Annotated in this window: 15 protein-coding genes; 10 read left to right on the top strand and 5 right to left on the bottom strand. The window is 62.1% G+C overall.

Translation table 11 applies throughout. The features are described from left to right. Positions 1-467 precede the first annotated feature (467 nt). The 9 genes from paaA to A462_RS13295 all read left to right on the top strand — a co-directional run bounded on the left by paaA (position 468) and on the right by A462_RS13295 (position 9,172). A complete protein-coding gene (gene paaA, locus A462_RS13255) occupies positions 468-1,457 on the top strand; it encodes a 1,2-phenylacetyl-CoA epoxidase subunit PaaA (RefSeq protein ID WP_003208897.1) in 990 nt (329 codons plus the stop codon). Positions 1,458-1,484: 27 nt separating this feature from the next. Next, positions 1,485-1,766, top strand: a complete 282-nt coding sequence (gene paaB, locus A462_RS13260) for a 1,2-phenylacetyl-CoA epoxidase subunit PaaB (protein ID WP_003208899.1) — start codon at positions 1,485-1,487, stop codon at positions 1,764-1,766. Between the two features lie 8 nt (positions 1,767-1,774). After that, positions 1,775-2,536 (top strand): 1,2-phenylacetyl-CoA epoxidase subunit PaaC, encoded by a 762-nt coding sequence (paaC, locus tag A462_RS13265; protein ID WP_008436105.1) that lies wholly within the window; start codon positions 1,775-1,777, stop codon positions 2,534-2,536. Beyond that, positions 2,523-3,056, top strand: coding sequence for a 1,2-phenylacetyl-CoA epoxidase subunit PaaD (paaD, locus tag A462_RS13270; protein WP_003208903.1), 534 nt, complete (start codon positions 2,523-2,525; stop codon positions 3,054-3,056). Before paaC ends, paaD begins: the two co-directional genes overlap by 14 nt. Before the next feature lie 33 nt (positions 3,057-3,089). Further along, positions 3,090-4,166, top strand: a complete 1,077-nt coding sequence (gene paaE, locus A462_RS13275; RefSeq protein WP_008436096.1) for a 1,2-phenylacetyl-CoA epoxidase subunit PaaE — start codon at positions 3,090-3,092, stop codon at positions 4,164-4,166. A gap of 161 nt (positions 4,167-4,327) precedes the next feature. Next, entirely contained in the window at positions 4,328-4,636 is a 309-nt protein-coding gene (locus A462_RS13280; RefSeq protein WP_003208907.1) for a DUF485 domain-containing protein, read from the top strand. After that, positions 4,633-6,279: a cation acetate symporter gene (locus A462_RS13285; RefSeq protein ID WP_003208909.1), complete on the top strand. Its 1,647-nt coding sequence runs from the start codon at positions 4,633-4,635 to the stop codon at positions 6,277-6,279. Before A462_RS13280 ends, A462_RS13285 begins: the two co-directional genes overlap by 4 nt. A gap of 29 nt (positions 6,280-6,308) precedes the next feature. Beyond that, positions 6,309-8,363 carry a phenylacetic acid degradation bifunctional protein PaaZ gene (gene paaZ, locus A462_RS13290; RefSeq protein ID WP_008436089.1) on the top strand — a complete coding sequence of 685 codons (2,055 nt, stop codon included), beginning with the start codon at positions 6,309-6,311 and terminating at the stop codon, positions 8,361-8,363. Between the two features lie 257 nt (positions 8,364-8,620). After that, positions 8,621-9,172 carry a GNAT family N-acetyltransferase gene (locus tag A462_RS13295; protein ID WP_008436087.1) on the top strand — a complete coding sequence of 184 codons (552 nt, stop codon included), beginning with the start codon at positions 8,621-8,623 and terminating at the stop codon, positions 9,170-9,172. Positions 9,173-9,174: 2 nt separating this feature from the next. Here A462_RS13295 and A462_RS13300 read toward each other — a convergent pair whose 3' ends face one another. The 5 genes from A462_RS13300 to A462_RS13320 form a co-directional block, all read right to left on the bottom strand. Further along, entirely contained in the window at positions 9,175-10,188 is a 1,014-nt protein-coding gene (locus A462_RS13300; RefSeq protein ID WP_008436085.1) for a GNAT family N-acetyltransferase, read from the bottom strand. A 14-nt stretch (positions 10,189-10,202) separates the two neighbouring features. Next, positions 10,203-11,036: a taurine dioxygenase gene (tauD, locus tag A462_RS13305; RefSeq protein ID WP_008436083.1), complete on the bottom strand. Its 834-nt coding sequence runs from the start codon at positions 11,034-11,036 to the stop codon at positions 10,203-10,205. A gap of 2 nt (positions 11,037-11,038) precedes the next feature. Beyond that, complete coding sequence (gene tauA / locus A462_RS13310; RefSeq protein ID WP_008436080.1) at positions 11,039-12,025, bottom strand: taurine ABC transporter substrate-binding protein; 987 nt, start codon at positions 12,023-12,025, stop codon at positions 11,039-11,041. Between the two features lie 165 nt (positions 12,026-12,190). Further along, positions 12,191-13,060 carry an isocitrate lyase/PEP mutase family protein gene (locus tag A462_RS13315; protein WP_003208921.1) on the bottom strand — a complete coding sequence of 290 codons (870 nt, stop codon included), beginning with the start codon at positions 13,058-13,060 and terminating at the stop codon, positions 12,191-12,193. A 142-nt stretch (positions 13,061-13,202) separates the two neighbouring features. Beyond that, entirely contained in the window at positions 13,203-14,330 is a 1,128-nt protein-coding gene (locus tag A462_RS13320; RefSeq protein ID WP_008436076.1) for an alpha/beta hydrolase family protein, read from the bottom strand. A 163-nt stretch (positions 14,331-14,493) separates the two neighbouring features. Here A462_RS13320 and A462_RS13325 point away from each other — a divergent pair, with 163 nt between their 5' ends. Beyond that, complete coding sequence (locus A462_RS13325) at positions 14,494-15,333, top strand: EcsC family protein (RefSeq protein ID WP_008436075.1); 840 nt, start codon at positions 14,494-14,496, stop codon at positions 15,331-15,333. Positions 15,334-15,514: the final 181 nt, after the last annotated feature.

Genomic DNA, 15,514 nt, shown 5'->3' with positions numbered 1-15,514 from the left:
ACCCGGCGTCCTGCCGGGTTACCCACGCTCCAAAGCCTGCGTTCGGCCAGCGTGGTTTAACGGGGCGCCTAAGATCAAGATCAAAAGCAARAGCACAGCGGCCTCCCGGCCGGCTTGAGTGTTGTAAATCAACAGCTAAAGCGGGYACGGTCCAAATGTGGGAGCGGGCTTGCTCGCGAAGGTCGTTAACGATGACGYGGGYATCCTGATTCAACGCGGCGCHCTCAGGTTYTTCGCGAGCAAGCCCGCTCCCACATAAAGCGGCCCTGTTTTTTGCCTACTGGCCCTGCTTACCACGATGACCGGAAACCCTATGCCGCCGTTACCGTAGCGACAAATATCTGCTCCCTTCCCGCAAAGCGATACAAAACCAAATAACGACACATAACTTTGTGTTTGATATTAATTTCCGTATCGCTTATAAAGTCCTCCATGCCTACGACAAAACACAAGGCGGGAGACCCCCCATGTACGCACAGCTTGTAGAAACCGGAGTAAAGCGCATCAAGGACCTCTCCGAGATGTCCGACCAGGAACGCGCCTTCCAGGAAAAAATCGACGCCGAAATCAAGATCGAAGCCAAGAACTGGATGCCCGACGCCTACCGTCAAACCCTGATCCGCCAGATCTCCCAACACGCCCACTCGGAAATCGTCGGCATGCTGCCCGAGGGCAACTGGGTCACCCGCGCCCCCACCCTCAAACGCAAGCTGCAACTGATGGCCAAGATCCAGGACGAAGCCGGCCACGGCCTGTACCTCTACAGCGCCATGGAAACCCTGGGCGCCGACCGCGACGAAGAAATCGCCAAGCTCCACAGCGGCAAGGCCAAGTACTCCAGCATCTTCAACTACCCCACCCTGAACTGGGCCGACATGGGCGCAGTAGGCTGGCTGGTAGACGGCGCCGCCATCGTCAACCAGGTGGTACTGCAGCGCACCTCCTACGGCCCCTACTCCCGGGCCATGGTGCGCATCTGCAAGGAAGAAAGCTTTCACCAGCGCCAGGGCTACGAACTGCTGCTGACCATGATGCGCCAGGGCACCCAGGCGCAAAAAGACATGGTCCAGGACGCGATCAACCGCCTCTGGTGGCCATCGCTGATGATGTTCGGCCCCAGCGACGAACACTCCCCCAACAGCGCCCAGTCCATGGCCTGGAAAATCAAGCGCCAGAGCAACGACGAACTGCGCCAGCGCTTCATCGACCAGACCATCCCGCAGCTGGAGCTGCTGGGCTGCACCTGCCCCGACCCGGACCTGAAGTGGAACGCCGAACGCGGCCATTACGATTTCGGCGAGATCCAGTGGAGCGAGTTCTACGAAGTGCTCAAGGGCAACGGCCCGTGCAACCAGGAACGCGTCGCCACCCGCCGCAAGGCGATTGAAGACGGTGCCTGGGTACGCGAAGCCGCCGTCGCCCACGCCCGAAAAAAACAGAACAAGAACGCCGCCTGATCGGCCACCTGATGTGGAGTCACCGTTATGTCTGAATGGACCCTGTTTGAAGTCTTCGTGCGCAGCAAGCACGGCCTGAATCACAAGCATGTGGGCAGCGTGCATGCCGCCGACACCACCATGGCCATCGAAAACGCCCGGGAGCTGTACACCCGCCGCAGTGAAGGCGTGAGCCTGTGGGTAGTGCCTTCCGCGCTGATCACCGCCTCGTCGCCGGACGAGAAAGACCCGCTGTTCGACCCGGCCGATGACAAGGTCTACCGCCACGCCAGCTTCTACGAGTTGCCGGCCGAAGTCGGGCATATGTGAGGTCGACCATGAACCCTGAAACCGATCTGATCGAATACCTGCTGCGCCTCGGCGACAGCGCCCTGATCCAGGGCCAGCGCCTGTGCCAGTGGTGCGGCCATGCGCCGGCGCTGGAAGAAGAACTGGCGCTGATGAACGTCGGCCTCGACCTGGTGGGCCAGGCGCGCAACTGGCTGGAATACGCCGCCGAGCTGCTGGACGACGGGCGCGACGCCGATCACCTGGCCTTCCGCCGGGATGAGCGGGCCTATCGCAACCTGCTGCTGGTGGAACAACCCAATGGCGACTACGCGGTGACCATCCTCAAGCAATTCCTGTATGACGCCTGGCACTTGCCGGTGTTGAGCGGCCTGGCCCAATCCAGCGACGAACGCATCGCCGGCATCGCGGCCAAGGCGGTGAAGGAAGTCACCTATCACCTGCGCCGCTCCGGCGAGTGGGTGGAGCGCCTGGGAGACGGCACCGAGGAAAGCCATAAACGCATGCTCGCGGCGATCCCCAAGCTGTGGCGGTTCACCGTGGAACTGACCAGCGCCGACGACAGTGAACAGCGCCTGCACGCCGCCGGCATTACGCCGGACGCCGCTCAGGTTGCCGCAGCGTGGCAAACCCAGGTCAGCGAAATCTTTACCAGCGCCACCCTGCCCCTGCCGCCTGCTGCGAGCTATTTCTACCTGGATGCACGCCGCGGTTTGCACAGCGAGCACCTGGGAATTTTGTTGGCGGAAATGCAGTTTTTGCCCCGAGCGTACCCCGATGCAACCTGGTGAGCTGATCGCCAGCGACCAGGGCGCACGCCCGGCGCAACCCACCGACCTGGCTGCCGCGTGGGCCACCCTGGCGCAGGTCATGGACCCGGAAGTGCCGGTGGTGAGCGTGGTCGACCTGGGCATAGTGCGCGACCTGGACTGGCAGGCCGGCCACTTGCATGTGGTGGTCACGCCGACCTACTCCGGCTGCCCCGCCACCGAAGTGATCGAGGGCGACATCCGCGATGCATTGGAGCTGGCAGGTTTCCGCGCGCCGCAACTGGAACGCAAGCTGACCCCGGCCTGGACCACCGACTGGATCACCAGCAGCGGCCGCGAACGCCTGCGGGCCTACGGCATCGCACCGCCCCAAGGCAGTAGCAGCAAACGCAGCCTGCTGGGAGAAAGCCCGGTGATTGCTTGCCCGCAATGCGGCAGCACCCACACCGAAGTGCTCAGCGAATTCGGCTCCACCGCCTGCAAGGCGCTGCACCGCTGCCGCGATTGCCTGGAACCGTTCGACTATTTCAAGTGCATCTGAGGGGCCTGCGGCCCGCTTGGTTGGAGAACAACAATGAGCAAATTTCACAGCCTGACCATCAAGGATGTGCGCAACGAGACCCGTGATGCGGTGTCCATCGCCTTCGAGATTCCGCAGCATCTGCAAGACAGCTTCCACTTCACCCAGGGCCAGCACCTGGTGATGCGCACCCAGCTGGATGGCGAGGAAGTGCGCCGTTCCTATTCGATCTGCACCGGGGTCAATGACGGTGAACTGCGCATCGCCATCAAGCGCGTGGCCGGTGGACGGTTCTCCGCCTTTGCCAATGAACAGCTCAAGGTCGGGCACAGCCTGGAAGTGATGCCGCCCGCCGGGCATTTTCATGTGGACCTTGATCCGGCTCGCCACGGCCATTACCTGGCAGTGGCGGCCGGCAGCGGTATCACGCCGATCCTGTCGATCATCAAGACCACCCTGCAAACCGAGCCCCACAGCCGCGTGACGCTGCTGTACGGCAACCGTTCCAGCTCCGGTGCGCTGTTTCGCGAACAGCTCGAAGACCTGAAGAACCGCTACCTGCAGCGCCTGAACCTGATCTTCGTGTTCAGCCGCGAGCAGCAGGATGTCGACCTCTACAACGGCCGCATCAATGCCGCGAAGTGCGAGCAACTGTTCTCCCGCTGGCTCGACGTGAAAGCCCTCGACGCGGCCTTTATCTGCGGCCCGCAGGAGATGACCGAGACCGTGCGCGACAGCCTCAAGGCCAAGGGCATGGCGCCGGAGCGCATCCATTTCGAACTGTTCGCCGCCGCCGGCAGCCAGCACAAGCGCGAGGCCCGCGAAGCGGCGCGGCAAGTGGATGCGGCGGTCAGCCAGATCACGGTGATCAGCGATGGCCGCGCCCTCGCCTTCGACCTGCCCCGCAACACTCAGAGCATCCTCGACGCGGGCAATGCCCAGGGCGCCGAGCTGCCGTATTCGTGCAAGGCCGGCGTGTGCTCCACCTGCAAATGCAAAGTCATCGAAGGCGAAGTGGAGATGGACAGCAACCACGCCCTCGAAGACTACGAAGTGGCCGCCGGCTATGTGCTGTCGTGCCAGGCATTCCCGGTCAGCGACAAGGTGGTACTGGATTTCGATCAGCTTTAAGGACACACCGCTCCCCTGTAGGAGCGAGCTTGCTCGCGAAGATCGTTAACGATGACGCGGGTAGCCTGAATCAACACGGCGCCCTCAGGTTTTTCGCGAGCAAGCTCGCTCCTACAGGACGCAGGTTTAACCACAACAACAATAAAAAGGAGCACACCACCATGACCCCCGACGATATCGAGCGCATCCGTCGACATCCCGATTTCATCCAGTTGGTACGCCGCAAACAGAACCTGTACTGGTCGCTGTCGCTGATCATGCTGGTGATCTATTTTGGGTTTGTGCTGTTGGTGGCGTTCTCCCCGGCTACCCTCGGGCAGTCGTTGAGCGGCGGGGTGACCACCGTGGGCATGCTGGTGGGTGTGGTGATTGTGCTGCTGGCGTTCGCGCTGACCGGCTTTTATGTGTACCGCGCCAACCATGTGATCGACCCGCTGAACGACAAACTCAAGCAGGAGTGCACAGCATGAGCCGGCTGGTAGCGTGGTTTCTCCTGCCGCTGGCATTGGCCACGGACCTTGCCGTCGCCGCCGACGGCGCATCCCGGCCACTGAACTGGAACGCCATCGGCATGTTCCTGGTGTTCGTGCTGTTCACCCTCGGCGTGACTCGCTGGGCCGCCCTGCGCACCCGTTCCGCCAGCGACTTCTACACCGCCGGCGGCGGCATGAGCGGCTTCCAGAATGGCCTGGCGATTGCCGGCGACATGATCTCGGCGGCGTCATTCCTCGGCATCTCGGCGATGATGTTCCTCAACGGTTATGACGGCCTGCTCTACGCCCTGGGCGTGTTGGCCGGCTGGCCGATCATCCTGTTCCTGATCGCCGAGCGCCTGCGCAACCTGGGCAAGTACACGTTTGCCGATGTGGTGTCCTACCGCCTGGAGCAGACCCCGGTGCGCCTGACCTCGGCCTTCGGCACCCTGACCGTGGCGCTGATGTACCTGGTGGCGCAGATGGTGGGCGCCGGCAAGCTGATCGAGCTGCTGTTCGGCATCGACTACCTGTACGCGGTGATGCTGGTGGGCGTGCTGATGGTGTTCTACGTGACCTTCGGCGGCATGCTCGCCACCACCTGGGTGCAGATCATCAAGGCGGTGATGTTGCTGTTCGGCACCACCTTCATGGCGTTCATGGTGCTCAAGCACTTTGGTTTCAGCACCGAGGCGATGTTCGCCGGGGCCACCGCCGTGCACGCCAAGGGCAGCGCGATCATGGCGCCGGGCGGCTTGCTGTCGAACCCGATCGATGCGATTTCCCTGGGGCTGGGCATGATGTTCGGCACCGCCGGGTTGCCGCATATCCTGATGCGCTTCTTTACCGTCAGCGACGCCAAGGAAGCGCGCAAGAGCGTGTTCTACGCCACCGGTTTCATTGGCTACTTCTACCTGCTGCTGATCATCGTCGGCTTCGGCGCCATCGTCATGGTGGGTACTGACCCAAGCTTCCGGGATGCCAACGGCGCGATCATCGGCGGCGGCAACATGATCGCCGTGCACCTGGCACAGGCCGTGGGCGGCAACCTGTTCCTCGGGTTCATTTCGGCGGTGGCCTTCGCGACCATCCTGGCCGTGGTCGCCGGGCTGGCGTTGTCCGGCGCGTCGGCGGTGTCCCACGACCTGTATGCCTGCGTGATCCGCAAGGGCCAGGCCAGCGAGCAGCAGGAAATCCGCGTGTCGCGCATCGCCACGCTGTGCATCGGCGTGCTGGCGATCATCCTCGGCCTGCTGTTTGAGTCGCAGAACATCGCGTTCCTGTCCGGCCTGGTACTGGCGATCGCCGCCTCGGTGAATTTCCCGGTGCTGTTCCTCTCGATGTACTGGAAGGGCCTGACCACCCGTGGCGCGGTGACCGGCAGCCTGGCGGGACTGGTCTCGGCCATCGTGCTGCTGGTGCTGAGCCCGGCGGTGTGGGTCAACGTACTGCATTACGACAAGGCGCTGTTCCCCTATTCCAACCCTGCCCTGTTTTCCATGAGCCTGGCGTTTTTCAGCGCCTGGGTCTTTTCCGTCACCGACCGCTCGCCCCGCGCTGCCGTTGAACGCGGGCGTTACCTGGCGCAGTTCATTCGCTCCATGACCGGCATTGGTGCCGCAGGCGCCAGCAAACACTAACTCTCATTTTCCAACCCGGAGGAATCGTGATGTCTCACGCCCCTACCCTGCAAAGTTTTATCGCTGGCCGCTGGATCGGCCAACACGGCGCCCAGGTGCTGCGCAGCGCCATTGACGGCCACGAGCTGGCACGCACTCACGAGGAGCGCCCGGACTTCGCCGAAGCCATCGAACACGGGCGCCTCCAGGGTGTCAGCGGGCTGATGGCCCTGGATTTCCAGCAGCGGGCCCAGCGCCTCAAGGCCATCGCGCTGTACCTGAGCGAGCGCAAGGAACAGCTCTACGCCCTCTCCCACCACAGCGGCGCGACCCGTGCCGACAGCTGGATCGATATCGAAGGCGGCAACAGCACGCTGTTCACCTACGCCAGCCTGGGCTCGCGGGAATTGCCGTCGGGCAATATCGTCCACGAAGGCCCGGCGATGCAGCTGAGCAAGCTCGGCAGCTTTGCCGGCACCCATATCCTGGTGCCTCGTGGCGGCCTGGTGGTGCACATCAACGCGTTCAACTTCCCGATCTGGGGCATGCTGGAAAAATTCGCCCCGAGTTTCCTGGCGGGCATGCCATGCATCGTCAAGCCGGCCAGCGCCACCAGCTACCTGACCGAAGCCGTGGTGCGCCTGATGGACGAATCCGGCCTGCTGCCACCCGGCAGCCTGCAACTGGTGATCGGCAGCACCGGCGACCTGCTCGACCGCCTGCAAGGCCAGGACGTGGTGACCTTCACCGGCTCCGCCGACACCGCCGCCAAGCTGCGGGTCAACCCGAACCTGATCCGCAACTCGGTGCCGTTCAACGCCGAGGCCGACTCGCTGAACTGCGCGATCCTCGCCCCGGACGTAAGCCCGGACGACGAAGAGTTCGAGCTGTTCATCAAGGAAGTCGCCCGGGAAATGACCACCAAGGCCGGGCAGAAATGCACCGCCATTCGCCGCGCCATCGTGCCGGCCAAACATATCGACGCCGTCGCCACCCGCCTGCGGGACCGCCTGAAAAAAGTCGTGGTGGGCGACCCGTCGGTGGAAGGCGTGCGCATGGGCGCACTGGCCTCCCACGACCAGCAGAAAGACGTGGCCGAACGCCTGGAAAGCCTGCTGCAGAGCAGCGATATGCTGTTCGGCGCCCGCGACGGCTTTGAACCCCGCGGTGAAAACGTCAGCCAGGGCGCGTTCTTCGCCCCGACCCTGCTGCAAGCCCGCGACCCGCATGCGGAAGGCGGCGCCCACGACATCGAGGCCTTCGGCCCGGTCAGCACGCTGATGGCCTACGACGACCTCGACGAAGCCCTGGCCCTGGCCGCACGCGGCAAAGGCAGCCTCGTCGCGAGCCTGATCACCAAAGACCCGCAGATCGCTGCCAAAGCCATCCCGGTGGCTGCCGCGTGGCACGGCCGCCTGCTGGTGCTCGACCGCGAATCCGCCGCCGAATCCACCGGCCACGGCTCGCCCCTGCCGCAACTCAAGCACGGCGGCCCGGGCCGCGCCGGTGGCGGCGAAGAACTCGGCGGCCTGCGCGCCGTGAAACACTACCTGCAACGCGCAGCAGTACAGGGCTCACCGACCATGCTGGCGGCGGTCACCGGCGAGTACGTACGCGGCGCCAAGGTCATCGAGACCGAAGTGCACCCGTTCCGCCGCTTCTTCCAGGACCTGCAGATTGGCGAATCGCTGCTGACCCACCGCCGCACCGTCACCGAGGCCGACCTGGTGAACTTCGGCTGCCTGTCGGGCGATCACTTCTACATGCACTTCGATGACATCGCCGCCAAGGAATCGCAATTCGGCAAACGCATTGCCCATGGTTACTTTGTGCTGTCGGCGGCGGCCGGGCTGTTTGTGTCTCCGGCACCGGGGCCGGTGCTGGCGAACTACGGGCTGGACACCCTGCGGTTTATCAACCCGGTGGGCATTGGCGACACCATCCAGGCGCGGCTGACCTGCAAGCGCAAGATCGACCAGGGCAAGAAGAGCCCCCAGGGCATTCCGCAAGGCGTGGTGGCGTGGGATGTGGAGGTGACCAACCAGCTGGGTGAGCTGGTGGCCAGTTATGACATCTTGACGTTGGTGGTCAAACGCGAGGAGTGAGTGCTGAGACCAATGTGGGAGCTGTCGAGCCCCGGCGAGGCTGCGATGGGGTCACCGCGCCGTACCTGCCAGACCGCGGCGCCTGCATCGCAGCCTCGCTGGGGCTCGACAGCTCCCACAGTTGATCTCAGTTGATCTCAGTTGATCAGGAGCGTGTATTCGTATCCCGTGACGCCCTGCGTCACCACTGAACAGATTGATTTTTTATTCCGCACGACACACCTTAGCGAATCTTTTTCCAAAAGGTGACGCCCGCAGTGTCCGATTTTCCGACTCTCAAAACCGAACGCCTGACCCTCAGAGAACTTACACAGGAGGATGCGGTGGGGTTGTTTGCGATTCATAGCGACGCTGAAGCAATGAAGTGGTTCGGTGCCGACCCAATTACCGAGCCTCATCAAGCGGAGCAACTGATCGAGCTGTTTGCCAGTTGGCGCACCTCACCCAATCCGAGGATTCGCTGGGGGATTGAGGACATAGCCACGGCAGCGCTGATCGGCACCTGTGGTTTCTTCAAATGGAATCGTGCGTGGCGCAGTTGTGCCATAGGGTTTGAGATGGCGCAATCGGCACAGGGACAGGGGCTCATGAAGGAGGCGGTTTACGCCGCCCTTCGATGGGCGTTCCAGCACATGGAACTCAACAGGATCGAGGCGCTGGTTCATCCTGACAACGCTCGGTCACTGAACCTGCTTGAGAAAGCCGGGTTCGTGCGTGAAGGAACGTTGAGGCAGGCGGGTTACTGGAATGCAGCTCATCAAGACCTGGTTCAGCTTTCGCTGCTGCGTGGGGAGTGTGAGTACCTTTAGTGTCAGCGCGCGGTCCGGCGGTAAACCAGCGTATCGCGTACGCCAAAGTACTCGCAGCGCCGCGCGCCTTGAAGGGTTTCCACCCATTCAAACCCCGTTGCCTCAGCCAGTCGTTGACTGGATATGTTCGCCGAAGAAGTGGTCAGGCGCAGTGTGTGCCCGCTCAACTGCGAAACCAGAGCGGTCAATGCCTCCCTCATCAGCCCATGACCGGCGTGTGCCTGATTGCCCCAATAGCCAACTTCGTAGCTGTGAATCTCATCGGCCAGCGGCAGCAGGCCGATACAGCCCACCAATGCCTGGGGCTCGTCGCGAGATAACAGGAAATACCGTTTCTCCCCGACAGGCGCATCGAAGTCTTTGGCCGCGCGCTGCAGGCTTTCCTGCGTGTCCTCCCGCGTCCAGTGCGGCTTGCTCCATACGAGAAACCGGCGGTGCAGTGCGTAGCTGGCGTTCAAGGCATCGGCGAGTTTTTCAGCGAGCGCCACATCAGGCGCAACCAGGGTCATCCGGTCAGTTTGCAGGGTTGTGGGCAGCGGCGCCTGCTGTTCAATGGTTTGCACCCACACGAATCCTTCGTCTTCACTGGGTGGCTCGAGCATGCTGAACACGCTTTTCAGCGCGTCCTCCGGCACCTTTTTGTCAGCATTGCGTTGGGCATTTCGCGATAACGCCAGCTCCAGCGGTGCGCTCACCAGGATGCCGATCACCGGGACTGCATAGTCCCTCGCGATGGACAGCAGCTCCTGCCGATGACGCCGCGCCGGCAAAGCAGCATCGAAGACGATTGCGCCGTGCCCCAACCGCTCAAGGTTTTCCGCCACCCAGCGAGACTTGCCCGCCCCCTGCACGCCCATGACCACGTACACATGAGTGCCCTTTGCCGCCTGTGACAGCTCGTGCCTCAACCGCGCATACGCGAGCTGCCATGCCTGTCGATTTCGTTCAGGCGTGAATTCCCTGCCGAACTCGGTTTCCAGATAGTCGTCAGGGTTGATCACCAAGGGCAAGTCCATCGACCGATCCTCCATCAAAAAGGCACGTCGCCCAAAATCGTCGCGCGGTGCATCACCCGCCTTTGCGGTCGGTAATCATCAATCGCGTAATGCTGGGTAATGCGGTTATCCCAGAACGCTACATCATTCGCCTTCCATCGCCAACGCACGGTGAATTCCGGACGGCTCACGTGGCTGAACAATAACCGCAACAACGCATCACTTTCCGCCGCCTCAAGCTCATTGATCCGCGTGGTAAAGCCTTCATTCACAAACAACGCCTTGCGCCCGGTGGCAGGATGCGTCCTGACCACCGGGTGTGACAGCGGCGGGTGATCCTTCCGGGCTTTTTCGTAGCGCGCCAATGCTTCGGGCGTGCTGCCGAAGCGCTCGGTGGGAAATGATTTGGTCAATTCGTGGGTGGCGGTCAGGCCGTCGAGCAGTTGCCTGACGGGGGCCGATAACCCTTCAAACGCAGCCACGCCATTGGCCCACAACGTATCCCCGCCGAACGCAGGCACTTGCCTGGCCGCCAGCACGGAGCCCATCGCCGGTGCGGCGAGGAAGGTCACATCGGTGTGCCAGATGGCGTTGTCGCGGACATCGGTCACGGCGGTGTCGATCAGCAGCAGTTCCGGGTGCCGGTCAACGTGCGGGTAAATCGGATGCCGGTGCAAATCACCAAACCGCGCGACAAATGCCACGTGCTGCCCGGGGGTAATGGCCTGGTTACGGAAGAACAACACCTGGTGCTGCAGCAGTGCTTGCTCCACCCAGTCGTGTTGTTGATCCGTCAGAGGCAGGGCCATATCCAGCCCCTCAACCTCGGCGCCGATGGTAGGGCCAAGGGGATGAAGCGTCAGGCCCATGATTATTCTCCGATGAACTTGTCGCTGACGAAGGCGGAATAGTCAGGCAGGACCTTTTCGATTTTTCCCTGCTCTTTCAGAAATTCGGCGGTCTTGCCGATTTCCCTGGCGGTGCCACCGGCGAGGTATTGCGCGCTTTTTTGTTCGGCGGCCGTCGGGAACGACGAGCCTTCGAGCAGCTCGGGAATGTCCGCAGCGTTGGCGCCTGTGAGTCGGGCGATGCTTTTCACGGGGGCAGAATCAGCGGTCCAGTCTTTTTTATGCGCGGCGTAATCGGCAATCGCCGCCAGGCTGACCCTGGCAAAATCGGCAACGACCTTCGGATTCTTTTCAGCGAAATCCTTGCGCGCTACCCACACCTCAAAGGTCGGGGCGCCCCAGTTGGAAACTTCGGCAGCATCCGTGAGGATCTTTCCGGTCTTACGGATTTCACCCAGGGCAGGCGACCAGGTAAACGCCCCGTCGATATCGCCGCGGGCCCAGGCGGCGGTGATTTGTGCCGGTGTCAGGTTGACGATGTTGACTTTGCGCGGGTCCAGGTTCCAGTGCTTCAGCGCGCCCAGCAGGCTGTAATGGGAGGTCGACACAAAGGGCACGGCGATGGTTTTGCCGATCAGGTCATCAGGGGTCTTGATCCCGCTGCCGTCGCGAACCACCAGGGCCTCGGAACTGCGAATCTGCGCGCTGACAACGAACGCCACCAGCGGCATGTTTCGCGAAGCCGCCGCGGCCAACGGGCTGGAACCCAGGTTGCCGATCTGCACATCACCGGAAGCCATGGCGGCCAGGACGGCCGGGCCCGCGTCGAATCTGCGCCAATCGATCTTCTGGCCGATACCTTTTTCATATTCGCCATCGGCGATGGCGCGTTTGATCGGGTCGATGCCGTTGATGTAGCCGATGGTGAGGTCAGCGGATTGAGCGCTTAGGGAGAGGACAGCGAGGCCCACGGCCGAGAGAAGGTTGCGGGCCAGTTTCAGCGTGTTCATTTTTATAGATTCCTGAGCGGATAAGACTTGAACAGCGCGGACTCCGGCTCTCCAAGGGTCAACTCAGTTAGATGATATTGATCTATAAAAAATAAAATAAATAATTTTATGGAATTAGCTTAGAGCTTCTGCAGGAGCGATCAAGCTCGCTCCTGCAGGGTCATGTCACTCTTGGACATCCATGAACTCTTTGGCCCAGCTCACGTAGGTGTCGGGGAACGTGTAGGTGTGGGTCAGTTCGCTGGCGGTCAGGTTTGATGTGCTGCGCGTGAGATTGCGCTGTTCGCGAAGGCTGTCGTAGGTGGCCTTGATCGAGGCGAAGTACGCGCCGTGGCCGGCAACCACAATCCGCACACCCAATTTGGCCAGGCGTTCGTTGTCATTGAGATGCGGGTTGGCGTAGGTCACCAGCATCAACGGCACCGTCAGGCCTTCGGCGATCTGTTCAAGGTGGTCGAAGTCACGGACACCCACCATGCAGATGCCGTCTGCACCAGCTTCTTGATACGCCTTGGTGCGATGGATAACGTCTTCCACTGGCAACACGGCGGCGTTGGTCCGCGCGATGATCGAAAGCTGCGGATCGACCCGGGCCTCCAGGGCCGCCTTGACCTTGCCCACGCCCTCTTCCGTGCTGATGAGGTCGGTGGATTTGCGCCCGAACTGCGCGGGCAGCAGGGTATCTTCAATGGTCAGCGCAGAGACGCCAGCACGCTCCAGTTCCTGGACGGTGCGCATCACGTTCAGTGCATTTCCGTAGCCGTGGTCGGCGTCGGCGATCACCGGAAGCTGCGCCACCCGGCCGATGCGGGTGGCCTGCTCGACGAACTCACTCAGGGTAATCAGCGCGAAGTCCGGTGCAGCCAGGACCTGTAATGACGCCACCGAGCCTCCCAGGATGCCGACTTCGAAGCCCAGGTCTGCAGCGATCCTGGCGGACATCGGGTCGAACACCGAGGCGGTGTGAAAGCAGTGTTGGGAGGCCAGCAGCTCGCGAAACGAGCGCCGTAGATCCTGGTGGGAAATTTTCGACATGTTCACTCCTCACTGTCGCCGTATACGCGGGAACGACCAGTGCCAATTCAAAAGTAAGGCTAGCGTATCACGCCGTAAAAAGATGGTTGATGACGTTTGAGAAACTTATACATCACGCTTGGCGGGGGGAAGCCCGCCGCCATTACTTCAACCGTCCCGCCTCACCCAGCCAGGTTGACGCGCCCTGTTGCAACCATTCGGTGGCGGCGGGATTGTGTTTGACCCGGCTATCCAGGAACGCCACACCCATGGCCTGAATCGCGGCCACCTGCTTGGGGTCCGGCGCCGGTTCGCCCGCCATCGGGCCGCCGCCGCCAGGTTTGGCGCCGTGCTTGTGCCCCCGCCCCTTGGGCGCGTCGCCAGACGAAGCACTGCCCTTGTCGGCCCTTTTCGCCGGCCGGCTGAACAGCTCGCTCCCGGACAAGGTCTTGTGCGTCGCACTGTTCAACTCCAGCTGAACACTGCCCGCCGCTGTCACCGACTCGCCCAACACCTCTCGCTGACGGTAAGAGCTGACCCAGTTGAACGGGTCTTCATCCTGCTGGCCGGTCATCGACAGCACGGGCGCCGTTATCCGGGCGAACACGTCCGGCCGGGCATCGGCGTCCACATAAGGGCTGAGCAGCAACACCGCCTTGGGTTGAATCCCGACGCCCGGGGTGGCCCCGGGCTCCAGCGCCCCGGCGAGTGCTTCTGCGGTCTGCGCGCCAAAATCAAAGCCGGCCACCACCACCTGGTTCCAGTCGATGGCCGCCAGTTGCGCGTCGCCTTTGGCGGCCCGTGCCCGAACTTCGCTCAGGACTTTCTGCAAGGTCAACAGCCTGTCACGCAGGGCGGCGGCGGAGTAATGACTGCTCGCCATCCCACGAAAGTCACCATATACCGCCTGCTGCGAGGCAAAGATCGACTGATCATGGGCGGGCTCCTGAACCGACAGCACCGCATAACCGGCCTGCGCCCAAGCCTTGCGCCACGCCACCCCGCCCGAGGCCGGCTCACCCAAACCCGGCAAGTAGATAATCAGCGGCAGGCGCTCATGGGTCACCGGTGCCAGCCACGCAACGTTCACCGATTGCTTGTCGAGCTGCCAGGTCGCGCCCCAGCCGGACGTTTCATAATGGGACGGTTGATACGCGGTGCTCAGTTCCTTGTTGACCCGCTCGCTGAATTCGGCCCGCGGGTTTGGCGGATCGCCCGCACACCCCGCAATCAATCCCAGGCTGCCCACCAGGGCGCTCACCGCCAGCCAGTACCGAGGTTGAAGGTTCATTCGATTCACACCGCCGTTCAGTTCAAGGTAACTGGCAGCCTAACCGACCCGCCGGCGAACGCAGCACCCGCGCAGGTAAAGAATGGGTAAAGCGTGACGGCACGATGGCCCTCTTCGCGGGTCTTTGTTTTATCAAAGCCGGAAAAATTTCAAGGAGACGCCTGTGAGCATCAGAGACAATCCCGAGGACTATCAGGATCTCAAGCGGGCCGTCGGTTTGCTGGAGTCACCCTCCCTGACGGCCAGGCTATCCGGCATGATCGGCTCCCCGATTGAAAGCGCGGTAAAGGCATTGCCGGGGGTGGTTTCCAAACGGATCAATGGCGCGGTGGCGGCAGCGCTGCATTCATCCGCCGGCGCGGCGCTGAAAAGCCTGGACAACAGTCCGAGAAAACCGGCCTCGACCCGGCTGCACAAGGCTTTTGCGGCCACCTCGGGCGCCATCGGCGGGGCCTTCGGTTTCGCGGCGCTGTTTATCGAGCTGCCGATCTCTACCACCATCATGATGCGCGCGGTCGCCGACGTGGCGCGCAGCGAGGGTTTCGACCTGGGCGACTTTTCGACCAAACAAGCCTGCATCGAGGTGTTTGCCATGGGTGGCACCAGCCAGGCCGACGATGCAACGGAGACCGGTTACTACATGACCCGCAGCTTCACCACCCAGGCCATGCAACAACTGTCCAAGGAACTGGCGGGGATCGCCGCCAAGCAGGGCTCCAAGGCCATCAGCAGCTTGTCCCCGGGCCAAGCCGGGAAATGGCTGGCGATCCTCATCGATAAAGTCGCGACACGTTTTGGCTTTACCATTTCCAGCAAGTTCGCAGCCCAGGCCGTTCCCGTGATGGGCGCCTTTACCGGGGCGACAATCAATGCACTGTTCACCCACTTCTACCAGGACATGGCGCGGGGGCACTTCATCGTGAAACGGCTGGAAGAGAAATATGGTTTTGAGCCCATCAAGGATGCGTACATGGCCATCAAGGCGGCGCCCCGGGCGAACTAGAAGCGCGGAAATGCCGGAAAAATTTTTAATGCCGTGCATCCACTTCGCTGCCCCGCGCGTACATTCATCCGCAGGGCGCAAGAATTAGGGAGATACGCAGGAAGAGATCACCGGACGCCATACCCTTGAGCTATCTGATGAATAGAAAAACAACATCATAATGATGGCACTGTCTGATACC

The sequence above is a fragment of the Pseudomonas sp. Ag1 genome, assembly GCF_000278565.1.
Lineage (GTDB): Bacteria > Pseudomonadota > Gammaproteobacteria > Pseudomonadales > Pseudomonadaceae > Aquipseudomonas.
The sequence above is the reverse complement of the archived record's forward strand: the minus strand, read 5'-3'. Positions and strand labels throughout refer to the sequence as shown.

Coding starts and splice junctions, on each gene's coding strand:
- paaA (WP_003208897.1), top strand. CDS start 468: ATGTACGCACAGCTTGTAGAAACCGGAGTAAAGCGCATCAAGGACCTC.
- paaE (WP_008436096.1), top strand. CDS start 3,090: ATGAGCAAATTTCACAGCCTGACCATCAAGGATGTGCGCAACGAGACC.
- A462_RS13280 (WP_003208907.1), top strand. CDS start 4,328: ATGACCCCCGACGATATCGAGCGCATCCGTCGACATCCCGATTTCATC.
- A462_RS13320 (WP_008436076.1), bottom strand. CDS start 14,330: ATGAACCTTCAACCTCGGTACTGGCTGGCGGTGAGCGCCCTGGTGGGC.
- A462_RS13300 (WP_008436085.1), bottom strand. CDS start 10,188: ATGGACTTGCCCTTGGTGATCAACCCTGACGACTATCTGGAAACCGAG.
- A462_RS13315 (WP_003208921.1), bottom strand. CDS start 13,060: ATGTCGAAAATTTCCCACCAGGATCTACGGCGCTCGTTTCGCGAGCTG.
- tauA (WP_008436080.1), bottom strand. CDS start 12,025: ATGAACACGCTGAAACTGGCCCGCAACCTTCTCTCGGCCGTGGGCCTC.
- paaD (WP_003208903.1), top strand. CDS start 2,523: ATGCAACCTGGTGAGCTGATCGCCAGCGACCAGGGCGCACGCCCGGCG.
- A462_RS13285 (WP_003208909.1), top strand. CDS start 4,633: ATGAGCCGGCTGGTAGCGTGGTTTCTCCTGCCGCTGGCATTGGCCACG.
- paaB (WP_003208899.1), top strand. CDS start 1,485: ATGTCTGAATGGACCCTGTTTGAAGTCTTCGTGCGCAGCAAGCACGGC.
- tauD (WP_008436083.1), bottom strand. CDS start 11,036: ATGGGCCTGACGCTTCATCCCCTTGGCCCTACCATCGGCGCCGAGGTT.
- paaC (WP_008436105.1), top strand. CDS start 1,775: ATGAACCCTGAAACCGATCTGATCGAATACCTGCTGCGCCTCGGCGAC.
- paaZ (WP_008436089.1), top strand. CDS start 6,309: ATGTCTCACGCCCCTACCCTGCAAAGTTTTATCGCTGGCCGCTGGATC.